This window comes from Ruegeria sp. YTSA168, from assembly GCF_059610045.1.
Genome location: NZ_JBXWMW010000001.1, coordinates 41757 through 54603, shown reverse-complemented (window position 1 = coordinate 54603; position 12847 = coordinate 41757). Strand labels below are relative to the sequence as shown.

Annotated in this window: 11 protein-coding genes; 1 reads left to right on the top strand and 10 read right to left on the bottom strand. The window is 57.3% G+C overall.

The window, feature by feature from the left end:
- Positions 1-65 precede the first annotated feature (65 nt).
- Genes AC2FFE_RS00250 through AC2FFE_RS00240 form a run of 3 tightly spaced genes read right to left on the bottom strand, consistent with a single transcriptional unit; the run spans position 66 to position 3434 of the window.
- The gene (locus AC2FFE_RS00250; RefSeq protein ID WP_496845554.1) at positions 66-1415 is read right to left on the bottom strand and encodes a cytochrome P450; all 1350 of its coding nucleotides are present in this window, start codon (positions 1413-1415) and stop codon (positions 66-68) included.
- On the bottom strand, positions 1412-2626 hold the full coding sequence (locus AC2FFE_RS00245; protein WP_496845553.1) for a hypothetical protein: 1215 nt from the start codon (positions 2624-2626) through the stop codon (positions 1412-1414). The genes AC2FFE_RS00250 and AC2FFE_RS00245 overlap by 4 nt, the downstream gene beginning before the upstream one ends.
- A gap of 55 nt (positions 2627-2681) precedes the next feature.
- Entirely contained in the window at positions 2682-3434 is a 753-nt protein-coding gene (locus AC2FFE_RS00240) for a cytochrome c biogenesis CcdA family protein (protein WP_496818343.1), read from the bottom strand.
- A gap of 105 nt (positions 3435-3539) precedes the next feature.
- Between AC2FFE_RS00240 and AC2FFE_RS00235 the strand changes: the two genes are divergently transcribed.
- Entirely contained in the window at positions 3540-3773 is a 234-nt protein-coding gene (locus tag AC2FFE_RS00235) for a sulfurtransferase TusA family protein (RefSeq protein WP_496818770.1), read from the top strand.
- A 59-nt stretch (positions 3774-3832) separates the two neighbouring features.
- Here AC2FFE_RS00235 and AC2FFE_RS00230 read toward each other — a convergent pair whose 3' ends face one another.
- From AC2FFE_RS00230 to purC, 7 genes are all read right to left on the bottom strand, one after another.
- Positions 3833-6562, bottom strand: a complete 2730-nt coding sequence (locus tag AC2FFE_RS00230; protein ID WP_496818769.1) for an Rne/Rng family ribonuclease — start codon at positions 6560-6562, stop codon at positions 3833-3835.
- A gap of 512 nt (positions 6563-7074) precedes the next feature.
- Positions 7075-8409 (bottom strand): sigma-54-dependent transcriptional regulator, encoded by a 1335-nt coding sequence (locus tag AC2FFE_RS00225; protein WP_496818342.1) that lies wholly within the window; start codon positions 8407-8409, stop codon positions 7075-7077.
- 11 nt (positions 8410-8420) lie between these two features.
- Positions 8421-10199, bottom strand: coding sequence for a sensor histidine kinase (locus AC2FFE_RS00220; RefSeq protein ID WP_496818341.1), 1779 nt, complete (start codon positions 10197-10199; stop codon positions 8421-8423).
- Between the two features lie 36 nt (positions 10200-10235).
- Entirely contained in the window at positions 10236-10904 is a 669-nt protein-coding gene (gene purQ / locus AC2FFE_RS00215) for a phosphoribosylformylglycinamidine synthase subunit PurQ (protein WP_353007408.1), read from the bottom strand.
- Positions 10905-10929: 25 nt separating this feature from the next.
- Positions 10930-11160, bottom strand: a complete 231-nt coding sequence (purS, locus tag AC2FFE_RS00210; protein WP_170374301.1) for a phosphoribosylformylglycinamidine synthase subunit PurS — start codon at positions 11158-11160, stop codon at positions 10930-10932.
- 114 nt (positions 11161-11274) lie between these two features.
- Positions 11275-11940 (bottom strand): MarC family protein, encoded by a 666-nt coding sequence (locus tag AC2FFE_RS00205; protein ID WP_496818340.1) that lies wholly within the window; start codon positions 11938-11940, stop codon positions 11275-11277.
- Between the two features lie 141 nt (positions 11941-12081).
- Positions 12082-12837, bottom strand: coding sequence for a phosphoribosylaminoimidazolesuccinocarboxamide synthase (gene purC / locus AC2FFE_RS00200; protein WP_480498424.1), 756 nt, complete (start codon positions 12835-12837; stop codon positions 12082-12084).
- Between the last annotated feature and the right edge of the window lie 10 nt (positions 12838-12847).

The following is a 12847-nucleotide window of genomic DNA, read 5'->3' as shown; positions in this document are numbered from 1 at the left end:
TTTCCCGTTCAAACCTGATTCCGTTGTCCTTCGAATACAGTACGGCGTGGGGGGATGGTAGTTTGTTAGCGCTCAACCAAGCGCAACCAGATACCATCCTTTGATCTGACGGTCAGATGTGCGACGGGAACAGGCGTTTTGCCGGGGATTGTTTCGAATTTGTAGGTGCGCAGCAGCATAGACAGGATCAACGGCCCCTCGACCATCGCAAACCCGGCACCTGTGCAAACACGGGGGCCTGCCGAGAAAGGAATGTAAGCCTCTCGCTGACAGGTCTTACCATTCTCGGTGTTCCAGCGGGCGGGGTCGAACGCATCCGGATTGTCCCATAACCTTTCCTGTCGATGCAGATGCCAGGGGCTGATGACGATTTGTGAGCCCTTGCGAACCTCGCGGTTGCGGAACTGTTCGGGGCACGTGTTCTGTCGCACCATCATCGGGACAGGCGGATAAAGACGCAGCGCTTCGCGAAAGACATCCCTGCTGATCTTGAGGCGAGACATGGCGCTGAATGTCTGATCATTCAGTACTTGGGCCTCGGTTGCGACCTTTTCCTGCCATTCCGGATAAAGTGCCATCAGGAATAGCGTCCAGGCCAATGCTGAGGCACTGGTTTCATGCCCCGCTAGAAAGAAGATCGCAACCTGATCGACCATTTCATCGGTGCTGAACCGCTCACCCGTGACGGGATCAGATGTGGTCATGATCTTCGTGGCCAGATCATCCGGGGCCTGCCCCTGTTTGATCGCGTTGGCCCGTTCTGATGTCAGCCGACCAATCAGAGCGCGGATATCCCTTGCATTACGGCGCGTGTTCCCAGAGTGAAACCGTGGCAGCCAACGCGGCAAAGGCACAAAGGCGGCCAGGTTCAACAAAGGCTGTGCACGTTGATAGGCGCGGAACTTCTGAAAGACCTCTGTGGCGATTTCATTCTCGATCGGCACGGAAAACAGCGTGCGAAAAATCACATCGGCTGCGGCGTGGCTGGTGATTTCCTCACATTCGATCTGCTGACCTGTGTGGTTGCACAGCCGATCCACGCAAGCCTCAGCCGCGGCTCGCATCGCCGGAAAGGTATCTTTCAGACGGCCACCTTCAAAGGCCGGATCAATAATGCGCCGCTGGCGTTTCCACGTCTCGCCATTGGTCAGGAATACTGAGTTCCCCAATAAGGGCTTTAACCCTTCGCTGATCCGGCTGGATTTCGGAAAATCATCCGGTCGCTTTTTGAGAACCGTATCAACCAGATCAGGCTGGTTGATCATGTAGGATCGGAAGAACGGCGTGCGAAACTCAGCCATCCAGGCTCGATAGAGGCGTTGAGGTTGCGCCGAGAGCAAATCCTGCCGAAACAGTTTTAGGTAACGCCATAGCGAGACGCGATCCGGGCGGGATTTTGGCTTGGGCGGCGTCATGGAGTGACGTTTCTGTATTTGGAAACAGGGGTTTCGATGCGGGTTTTCGATGGTTGTCGGTCTGCGAACCGCGCACCCAGCGTCTGTGGCCCGGCGGTAAGGCGGAAGTAGTCATAGGTGCCGGGCTGGTCGAACGCGCAGAGATACTGAAAATGCAGTCGGAAAAACCTCCAGCGCAGCGCGTGCCAGCGCGCGGGTGAAAGCGTTTGTGTGAAGGCCGCTGATAGGACCAAAGGCCAGATCTTATCCGGCCCGGCAACGCCGCTGACCGCGACCGGATCACAAAGCGCAAAGGAACACCCATCTCCGGGGGCCGAGACATCCACCCAGGTCACCGTGTCTTGCGTTGAAAGAAACCGCAGATCGCCCCGCAGTTTCGTGGCATCAGGTAGGAAAGAAACCATAGGGACCACCTGCCCCAGGCTCAGGAATGACAGAGTTGGACCGCGCCGCGCGCCCTGGTTGGTACGGATGACATCGGCCAGGACTGACACGCCCAAATGCGCTCCGGAGCTGTGGCCGACGATCAGAACCTCATCCACATCGTCCTGCAAGGAAGCACTGATCAACGCGGCGAATTCATCCAGACGCTGTTGCAACTCGGCCGGTGTTTCCCCGTTCAACCGCGCGGAATAAGCGTAGTCATGCATCAGGTAGTAGGCAAACAGGCGATTGTCGATCTTTCGGAACCAGTGCAGCAGTGTGTAAGCCAAAGCCAGTGCGGGCAACAGCGACCACGCACCGATCCAGATCTGCAGCAATGCGGTTAAACCGATCACAACGCCCAATGCGGCAAGCAGTTGCAAAAGCAGCATCCCGACAGGATAAAGCGCTGCAATCACCGGCCCTTTTCGAAGCTTGCGCAGACGCCGCAATGTACCAGTCGAAATGTAAATCCAGGCCGTGCTGGCAAGCTGTAGATAGGTCTCCAAGATCGACCCGGACATGCTGTCACGAACGATATCGGACCAGACCAGAACCTCAAACTCTGTCTTTACTTCAACCCCGTCTTGAGTTGAGGTGACTTGCCAACCAAAAGGCCCATCGCCCGATTTCGGCGCAATTGCGATGTCATATCCCGAAATCTCAGCCTGCTGCTGGGATTCGGTCCGATACAGCTCTCGATAGCGTCGGGCAGGAATCGGGTCGTAGCCAGGGATGTAGAACACCCGCCGCCTGCGCACCTGTGGCTGTTTTGTCTGACTGCTCATGGCCTTACCTTCTGCTGCGCAGGTTAACGCAGCATTGCGGCCAAGGTAAGATGGATCAGCCCAGTACCGCCAGCGCCGGGAAGGTTTCCAGCAGCCACCAGCTGAATTCGGTGAACAGACCGGTGATCAGCATGATTCCGACGAACAGCAATAGCCCACCCATCACTTTCTCAATCGTACCCATATAGGGTTTGATCCGGTTCATCACGCTCATCGAGCGGTTCAGGAACATCGCGGCCAACAAGAACGGAATACCCAGGCCCGCCGCATATACGCCCAGCAGAAGCGTGCCGCGTGCCACCGAAGCCTCGGACGCGGCCAGCGACAGGATCGCGCCAAGCTGCGGGCCGATGCAGGGTGTCCAGCCAAAGGCAAAGGCAAGACCCAATATGTAGGCCCCAAACACGGATCCTCCGGAATCACCTGTTTCGACCCGCGCCTCACGATCCAGAAGCGGGATACGGAACACGTTCAGGAAATGCAGGCCAAAGATGATCACCACCGCGCCCGAAGCTTTGGCAAAAAGCTCCTGATTCTTCAGAACAAATGCCCCAAAGGCCGAAGCGGTGAACCCCAGCAACAAAAAGACGGTCGACAAACCCAACACAAAGAACAGCGCAGATAGCGTGGCTTTGCGCCGGGCACGCGCCTCATCCTGCATCTCGTTGATGGTCACACCGCTCATATAGGCCAGATAGGGTGGCACAATCGGCAATACGCAGGGCGACAAAAAGCTGATCAACCCGCCGATCATGGCGATGAACATGGCGGGTAGAAGTCCCGCGTCGATGATATCTATTCCGAACATAGACCAGCACATATGTTATGCAGGCGGCTTCGTCACGGGGCCATTCGGTCACAACCTCGTGGTTGCATGCTGGACACCATGACAAAGTCGAAATATCTGACCCATATGTCACATCCAACCGAGACCCTTGATGCCTTGGGGCTGCTTTGCCCGTTGCCCGTGCTGAAGGCACGCAAGCGGCTGAAATTCATGGCAGATGGCGCGGTGCTGCGCGTGTTGGCCGATGATCCGGCCGCAGTCATCGACATTCCTCATTTCTGTGCCGAGAGCGGCCATAAGCTGATCTCACAAGGTGAAGAGGACGGGCAGCAGGTCTATCTGATTCGGAAACAAGGCTGATTATAGCCCGGCCCCGGCAATGAAAAAGGCGGGCACATGGCCCGCCTTTTCTGTTTGGTTTAGCCGCCCAGCGACCACCAGCCGCGCCGTTTGGGCTTGGCAGGGTCGCTCGGTTGCTCTGGCTCTTCCGCAACGGTTTCCAAAACGGGCTCGGCCTGGACTTCTTCGGCCGCGGGTTCTGTGACCTCTTCGGCAGAAACGGGGTCTTCAGCTTCCATTTCAGCTTCAGCCTGTTCCGGCTCAGGCGCTGCCGGAGCAGGCGCGTCTTCGACCACTACTTCGGCTACTTCTAGCTCTGTCGCAGGTTCTGATGGCTCAACCGATGTATCCTCTGTCGATTGCACTTCAGGATCTTGCTGAACCCCAGCATCCGCTACCTCGACCTCCGCCGCAACAGGTTCGACGTCTTTTTTCTTGCGGCGTGGCGACCGGCGGCGCTTCGGCTTGGCCGGTTTTTCCTCTTCACCTGTGGTCTCCGAGTCTTCCTGAGCGCTTTCCTCGGTGCTGTCTTCCAAAGGCGCGTCATCGGCGGCTGCATCGGACGCGTCATTATCCCCATCCTGCTGCTCGGATGTGCTGCCGCCCTTCTTACGGCGACGGCGGCGACGTTTGCGCTTGGGCTTGACCTCTTCTTCGGCCTGAACGGTTTCTTCCTCGACCTCGTCCTCATCGGTCTCATCGACCAAATCCATCAGCGACGCATCGACGGATACAACCGGGGCTGTCGCCTCGGGCACGATCCGACTGGCCGTCTTGAATTTCTCCATCGAGAAATCCGGGCTGACCAGATGCAGATCCCCTTCGATACGCACCGAAAGGCCATAACGGGCCTCGATCTGAGCGATATGCTCGCGCTTTTGGTTCATCAGGAAGTTGGCAATGCCAACCGGGCAGCGCACCAGAACCTCGCGTGAGCGGCGGCGGGTGCCTTCCTCTTCGATCTGACGCAGGATCGACAGCGCCATATTGTCGTCCGACCGGATCAGACCGGTGCCATGACAATGCGGGCACGGCTGCGTGGTCGCCTCCAGCATGCCGGGGCGCAGACGCTGGCGCGACATCTCCAACAGTCCAAAACCAGAAATGCGGCCCACCTGAATGCGTGCACGGTCGGTTTTCAGTTTGTCTTTCAGGCGCTTCTCGACAGCCGAGTTATTCTTGCGCTCGTCCATATCGATGAAGTCGATCACGATCAGACCCGCCAGGTCGCGCAGGCGCAACTGGCGTGCCACCTCTTCCGCAGCCTCAAGATTGGTCTTCAGCGCCGTTTCCTCGATCGAGCCTTCCTTGGTCGCCCTCCCTGAGTTCACATCGACCGCCACCAGCGCTTCGGTTACGCCGATCACGATATAGCCACCCGATTTCAGCTGCACGGTCGGGTTGAACATCCCCGCCAGATAGCTTTCCACCTGATAGCGCGCGAACAGCGGCAGCGCATCCTCATACCGTTTCACGTTCTTGGCGTGAGACGGCATGATCATCTTCATGAAGTCCTTAGCGATGCGGTAACCGCCTTCGCCTTCGACCAGAACCTCATCAATATCGCGGTTATACAGATCCCGGATCGACCGTTTGATCAGGTCGCCTTCTTCATAGATCTTCGCAGGCGCGATGGATTTCAGCGTCAGCTCGCGGATCTGCTCCCACAGACGCTGCAAATACTCATAGTCGCGTTTGATCTCGGACTTCGTGCGCTTGGCCCCCGCGGTCCGGATGATCAATCCAGCACCTGTTGGCACGTCGATCTCAGCGGCGATTTCTTTCAGTTTTTTCCGATCAGGTGCATTGGTGATCTTACGGCTAATGCCGCCGCCACGGGCCGTGTTGGGCATTAGAACACAGTAACGACCGGCCAGCGACAGGTAGGTGGTCAGCGCCGCACCCTTGTTGCCGCGCTCTTCCTTGACAACCTGAACCAGCAGAACCTGACGGACCTTGATGACTTCCTGAATTTTGTACCGGCGCGGGCGGGGTTTGCGTGGCGGTCGAATATCTTCGCTGTCATCCTCGTCAGCCACAGATTCGATGGATGCGTCTTTTTCAGTCGCATCCGATCGCGCCTCACCCTCTTCACCTTCATCGGTATCCGAGTCAGTTTTTTCCTCTTCGGTTTCGCTGGAAGGCTCCGCCTGTTCGGGTTCCGCGGGCTCCTCGACATCCGTTACCGCCTCACCCTCGGACACCTCCTCCGGCGCAGCGTCTTCCACCACCTCTTGCGCAGCCTCTTCGACAGCCATGTCATCAGAGGTCTCAACGTCATCAACCGGTTCTTCAACGGGTGTTTCGGTAACACGATCCGCCGGCGAAGTTCCTTCCTCAACCGACAGATCCGCTTCTTCACCGTCTTCCAGATCGATGGTTTCCATGCCGGTCGGTTCGTTCGACACTTCAATCGACTCGACCGCATCGTCGGATTTCACATCCGCCGCCTTGGTCCGCGAGCGACGGCGCCTTTTCGGCTTGACCTCCTCCGCCTCATCCCGGGCCTTCATGGCCTCGGCATAAGCGCGCTCTTCCTCCATCAGCGCCTCACGGTCGGCGACGGGGATTTGGTAGTAATCGGGATGAATCTCGGAAAACGCCAGGAAACCATGCCGGTTCCCACCATAATCCACAAAGGCCGCCTGCAGCGAAGGCTCGACCCGTGTTACTTTTGCAAGATAGATGTTGCCAGCAAGCTGGCGTTTGTTCTCGGATTCAAAGTCGAACTCCTCGACCTTGTTTCCGTCGACCACCACGACGCGGGTTTCCTCCGCGTGGGTGGCATCGATAAGCATTTTCTTAGCCATGTGTCCTTGGTGCACCGCGCCAAACGCGTTGTCCTGACCTGTCCAGGCGGACAGGCGCATTTGGGAAGGTGTCTTGTCAGAGCGATATCAGACGGCGCGCGGCAGGGTCTGGCGCTTTGGCCCCCTGCCCGGTCTTTCAAACGTTGCGCGCGCGTCATCGCGGTTCTTCTCCGACAGGCGCGGCTCACCGCTGCCTGCCCATTTATTCCTTTCGCCCGACGCATCGGGCTCAGGCACTCCACTGCCCCATGTAACGGGGCACAATCGGTCTGCTTTGCGATGAAAACCAACGTTCACCTTTGGCAAAACAGCGAAACTCAAAAAATCGGGGCTTAAAGACACGAAAAAGGTCCGGCCCGTCCGGACACAATAAAAGCAGTCCTGTGGAAAACACAATGGGCAAACTGCATCCCGCCCGCCAACACAGCGCAGGATCCCCTTCATCTGGCCAAAAATATCTCGGGGGTGAATTGAGCCGGAGGCTCAAGAGGGGGCTGGCCCCCTCTCTTCCTTTACAAATAATCCGATCGTTGAAGACCGTATTTCGCCATCTTCTCGTTCAACGTCCGGCGCGGAAGGCATAGCTCATCCATGACCGACGCGATCGATCCCTTGTGGCGGCGCATCGTGTTGTCGATCAGCATCCGCTCAAACGCTTCGACATATTCCTTCAAAGGCTTGCCTTCGGTGGTCATCACCGGCTGCATTTCCTCGTGATCCGACATCAACAATGACGCAATCGTCCCCGACCCCCGCCGCGATTGCAGCACCGCACGCTCAGCAATGTTGATCAATTGACGCACATTCCCTGGCCAAGGGGCCTGCAACAGTTGCGCGGCTTCCTGTGCACTGACCTGCGGTGAATCACAGCCATATTCCTCGGCAAACTGCTCGCTGAGACGGGTAAACAGAGTCAGGATATCCTCACCCCGCTGGCGCAAAGGCGGCATGGTGATCCGCAGCGCTGCCAGCCGGTAAAACAAATCAGGGCGCAGCACGTCTTCACTGGTCTTTCCAGCCTCTTGCAGGTTCGAAATCGCTACGATGCGCGTTTCTGCCGGAGTGCCCTGTTCGTTCATCACGCTCAGCAAGCGCGCCTGCAGCGTATCGCTCAACGCTTCGACGTCTTCCAGAACCAGTGTTCCACCGCGCGCCTCTTCAATCGCGGGCAATTGGGCGTCCTCGGGCATCATCGGGCCAAACAGGCGTTTGGACAAAGCCTCTTCTTCCAGTGCCGCGCAGGAAACCAGAACAAATTTCTTGCCCGCCCGGCTACCCACCGCATGCAGAGCGTGCGCAACAAGGGTCTTACCTGTCCCCGTCTCACCATCGATCAGCACGTGACCATCGGCTTGACCAAGATCCAGAATATCCTCACGCAAACGTTCCATCACGGGGCTGGCACCGATCAGTTTGTTCATGATCTGCGTGCCGCCTGATAGCTCTCGACGCAGGGCCCGGTTGTCCAAGGTCAGACGGCGGGCATTGCTGGCTCGCTTCGCCAATTCCGACATACGGTCCGGGTTAAAGGGCTTCTCAAGGAAATCGAACGCGCCAACGCGCATCGCTTCAACCGCCATGGGCACGTCACCGTGCCCGGTGATCATGATGACCGGCAGAGTGCTGTCTGCCCCCATCAACTTCTTCAGCAATTGTATGCCGTCCATGCCGGGCATTTTGATGTCCGAGATCACGATCCCCGGATATTCGGGGCCTAGAACCTTCAGCGCATCCTCAGCGCTGGCAAAGGTTTCGGTGTCATACCCCGACAATGCCAGCCATTGGCTGATCGACTGGCGCATGTCCTGTTCATCATCCACAATGGCGATCTTCATGGCTTGGGCCATAGTCTTCCCTTTTATTCTGCGGCCTCAAGGCCGTCACTGCCCAAAATGGGCAATTGCATTTCAAACACCGCGCCGCCGTGCTGGCCGTTGCGCGCAGTTAGCCGTCCGCCATGGTCGTTCACGATCCCGGACGAGATGGCAAGCCCCAGCCCGACGCCATCGCCGGGCTGCTTGGTAGTATAGAACGGCTCGAACAGGTTCTCGATATCATCGATCCCATAGCCATTGTCGCGCACGGTCAGCACCGCCGTATCGCCTGCAGCCAGGATAATCTCCACATCCGGCTCAGCCACCGATTTGGTAGCGTCGAGCGCATTGCGCAACAGGTTAACCATGACCTGTTCGATGCGCATCCGATCACCATTCACAAGCACCGGTTCCTCGGGCAGGATCTGAGTGATCTTCACATGCCTTTGGCGCAACTGAGGTTCCATCATCGACAGTGACGAAGCTAGTGCTTCTCCAAGATTTACGGGTGAAAACGCATCCGCCCCTTTGCGCGCATAGGATTTCAGTTGCCGGGTAATCGCGCCCATCCGCTCGATCAGACCGTCGATGCGGCCAAAGCTGGCCAATGCCTCTTCGGGCCGATTTCGGCGCAACAGCAGCCGTGCACCGGCCAGATAAGTTTTCATTGCAGCCAGAGGTTGATTCAACTCGTGACTCACCGCTGCCGACATCTCTCCCAACGCGGCCAGTTTCGAGCTTTGGGCAAGCGTCTGTTCGGCCAAATCCAGCGTCTTTTCAACCCGTTCCCGTTCAGCAATTTCCCGCTGTAGCCTTGCGTTCAATGCGCGAAGCTCTGCCGACTCGCGCTGGAACAACGTCATCCGCAAGGTGGCCCGACGGCTGAGCGCATAGAAGGCCAGCGCCAATAGAATCGCAAATCCCATGATCTCGAGCGCCAAAACACTGTTCACCCGCTCGCGCACCGACTCGAATGTGGTGAAAGATGTCATTTGCCAGCCCCGAAACGGAATGCGTTTTTCCATCCGCATCACCGCCTCACCCTGAAGATAGGCATCCGGCGGCAGCGCGGTCCAATCCGTGGTCACGCGGATCGCGCGTTGAATGGCGCTGAGCGGCGGTTGACGCAGCATCGCCGCCTCTTCATTCAATCCGCGCCATTGTGGTTCGGTCGACAGGATGATGTTGCCCGTGCTGTCGGTGACCAGCACTGCATGCGCAATCCGCGCCCAGGCAGTTTCGAATTTCTGCAGATCGACCTCGACCACGATCACGCCGAGTATGTCCGAGTTGCCCTGGATACGGCGTGAATAGACAAAACTATAGCCACCGGCCTCACGCGGGATGACCGAGAAAATCGTCGAATTTGACCGTATCGCATCCACAAAATAAGGCGCGTTACGATGCGCCTCGCCCAGACGGTTACGATCAGTGGCGGCAACAGACCGCCCATCGCTATCCAGCAGCATCAGCGACGCAGCGCCAATCTCTTCGACAAATGAAATCAAGCGCTGGGTCGACAGCGTATAGTCGCTGGAGCGCAGGGCAGAAATCAGCGTCGGATCCCGCGCCAGCAATTGCGGCACGATGGCATTGCGGCGCAGCTCACTGACCAGGTTGCCTGAGTCGAGCGTCAGCCTGAGCTCGGCCCTGTTTCGCGTATCTTCGGTAAAGCGATCCGTCAGCAAACGGTTCGTTGTCCAGACCGTCACAACAGTGGCGGCCAAGAGCACGAAAACGGCCAGTCGCAATCTCCAGCCCAGCGGCGCGCCGCGAAAGGGTCTTAAAAGTTTGGACCAGCCAGTGCGAACCTCTGTACTCATCCCCAGAAGGTACGCGCGCTATGATCTGACCTCAAGTCACGCTGGCGACAGAACGCCCGACAATGCGCGGAACAATGCCGTACCGTCGGTGCCACCATGCCCCTGATCCGCGGCCCGTTCCGGATGCGGCATCATCCCGAGAACGCGACGATTTTCCGACAGGATGCCAGCGATATCCCCGACCGAACCATTCGGATTCTCGGTATAGGTGAACGCAACGCGGTCCTGGTCCCGCAGCGTGGACAATGTATCGTCATCGGCGAAATAGTTGCCGTCATGATGGGCAATCGGGATTCCGATCACGTCACCTGCGTTGTAGCCTTCGGTAAACGGGCTGCTGCTGGTTTCAACCTTCAGGCCCACCGTCTTGCAGATGTACTTCAGGCCCGCATTCCGCAGCAATGCTCCTGGCAGAATGCCGGTTTCGGTGAGAATCTGGAATCCATTGCAGACCCCCATTGCATACCCGCCGCGTTTGGTATGATCGACCACCGCCTGACAGATCGGCGACTGGGCCGCGATGGCTCCGCAGCGCAGATAGTCGCCATAGGAAAATCCGCCCGGAACACCGACGATATCAACGCCGTCCGGCAGCGTCGCATCTTTGTGCCAGACCATATCGACCTGAAAACCGGCTTGCTTGAAAGCCACGGCAAGATCCCGGTCGCAATTCGATCCGGGGAAGACGATAACGGCAGCGCGCATGGCGAACCCTCCTGCTGGGTCTGGATCAGACCAGTTCGATCTCGTAACGCTCGATGACCGTATTGGCCAACAGCTTTTCACACATCTCGGTCACATCCGCTTCGGTCGCGCCCTCTGCAAGCTCCAGATCGATCACCTTGCCTTGCCGAACACCTTCGACCTGATCAAAGCCCATGGCGCCTAGTGCGTGCCGTACCGCCTCACCCTGAGGGTCAAGCACCCCATTCTTGAGCATCACATGCACCCGTGCTTTCATTTTCGCAACTCCACCTGGGGGCCGCTGGCCGGCCCTATTCCGTTGCGCGGGGGATAGCGTGGTTGGGTGCGTTGAACAACCCTGTATGATCCGCAGTTTGCCGCAGGTGGTTTCCTAGCCGTCGCCCTTGGATAAAGCAGGATAATGCGCATCAATCGCATGGAATGTGCCGGTCAAAACCATTTCGACTGCAACGGCCACCAACAATATCGCCATGATACGGGTCACAACGTTGATCATCGTCTCGCCTACAAGGCGCGAGATTTGATCCGCGAACAACAATCCCAACCCGACAATTGCACAGGCAATCAATATCGCAGCACCCAGCGTCAGGATTTCCGCGCCGTCAGACAACTGATGAGAAAACACAATGGTTATCGCAATCGTGCCGGGACCAATGGTCAAAGGGATCGCCAGTGGAACAACCGCGAAATTCAGCTTTCTTTGATGTCCGTCCGCTACGGCGGCCTGATCCCCTGGCGCGCGATCCTCGGATTTCAGCATCGACATACCTATTCCGAAAATGATGATACCGCCCGCGATCCGAAAAGACGGCACATCTATGCCAAAAACCCCAAGAATTTCTTCGCCTATCAGCACAGCGGCTAACGCAATTATCGTGACAGAAATCATCACAACAATCGCAACATGACGCCGTTCCGATGCAGAACAGGTCTTGGTCATGCTCAGAAAGATCGGGATATTGTAGAGAGGGTTGAAAATCGCCAGCACAGCGGCCAAAAACTTCAGGAAAACTGCCTGATCAAACAATTCCGTCATTCGTTAGATCACCCCGACCGCAAGCAATTTGGCTGCTTAGATCCAAACATGATCAGGAACGCATAAGCTGTCAAACTCTCTGGAAAGAAAAAGCGCCGCTCAGGATCAGCGGCGCTCTCACGGAATTCAGACCAGTATCGCCTAGTTGATCAGCGTCGGCTTGGTCACATTGCTTTTGGGAAGAACGCCCAAACGACGCGCGACCTCGGAATAGGCGTCTGTCAGATTGCCCAGATCGCGCCGGAAGACGTCCTTGTCCAGTTTCTGGCCGGTTTCGATGTCCCATAGGCGGCAACTGTCGGGGCTGATCTCATCGGCGACGATCAGGCGCTGATAGTCGCCATCAAAGACGCGGCCGATCTCGATCTTGAAGTCAATCAGGCGAATTCCAACGGCCATCATGACACCGCTCATGAAATCGTTCACGCGCAGGGCAAGGCTAAGGATATCGTCCATATCCTGCTGGCTGGCCCAGCCAAAGGCGGCGATATGTTCCTCGGTGACCAAAGGATCGCCCAGAGCATCATCTTTGTAGCAATATTCGACAATCGGGCGCGGCAACTGCGTGCCTTCGGCAATGCCCAGACGTTTGGACATCGTCCCGGCCGCATAGTTGCGCACGATGATTTCCAGCGGCACGATTTCGCAATTGCGCACCAGCTGTTCCCGCATGTTCAGGCGACGGATGAAATGGGTCGGCACGCCGATTTGGTTCAGGCCGTTCATGAAGAATTCAGACAGGCGGTTGTTCAGAACGCCCTTGCCGTCAATCACGTCTTTCTTTTCCGCATTGAACGCGGTGGCGTCATCTTTGAAATACTGCACGATTGTGCCCGGTTCGGGACCTTCATACAGAATCTTGGCTTTGCCTTCGTAGATTTTCTTGCGACGCGCCATAAGCGACCTT

Bases quoted from the DNA above. Each gene is read 5' to 3' on its own strand.
- AC2FFE_RS00250 (WP_496845554.1), bottom strand. From the start codon at position 1,415: ATGACGCCGCCCAAGCCAAAATCCCGCCCGGATCGCGTCTCGCTATGG.
- AC2FFE_RS00245 (WP_496845553.1), bottom strand. From the start codon at position 2,626: ATGAGCAGTCAGACAAAACAGCCACAGGTGCGCAGGCGGCGGGTGTTC.
- AC2FFE_RS00240 (WP_496818343.1), bottom strand. From the start codon at position 3,434: ATGTTCGGAATAGATATCATCGACGCGGGACTTCTACCCGCCATGTTC.
- AC2FFE_RS00235 (WP_496818770.1), top strand. From the start codon at position 3,540: ATGTCACATCCAACCGAGACCCTTGATGCCTTGGGGCTGCTTTGCCCG.
- AC2FFE_RS00230 (WP_496818769.1), bottom strand. From the start codon at position 6,562: ATGGCTAAGAAAATGCTTATCGATGCCACCCACGCGGAGGAAACCCGC.
- AC2FFE_RS00225 (WP_496818342.1), bottom strand. From the start codon at position 8,409: ATGGCCCAAGCCATGAAGATCGCCATTGTGGATGATGAACAGGACATG.
- AC2FFE_RS00220 (WP_496818341.1), bottom strand. From the start codon at position 10,199: ATGAGTACAGAGGTTCGCACTGGCTGGTCCAAACTTTTAAGACCCTTT.
- purQ (WP_353007408.1), bottom strand. From the start codon at position 10,904: ATGCGCGCTGCCGTTATCGTCTTCCCCGGATCGAATTGCGACCGGGAT.
- purS (WP_170374301.1), bottom strand. From the start codon at position 11,160: ATGAAAGCACGGGTGCATGTGATGCTCAAGAATGGGGTGCTTGACCCT.
- AC2FFE_RS00205 (WP_496818340.1), bottom strand. From the start codon at position 11,940: ATGACGGAATTGTTTGATCAGGCAGTTTTCCTGAAGTTTTTGGCCGCT.
- purC (WP_480498424.1), bottom strand. From the start codon at position 12,837: ATGGCGCGTCGCAAGAAAATCTACGAAGGCAAAGCCAAGATTCTGTAT.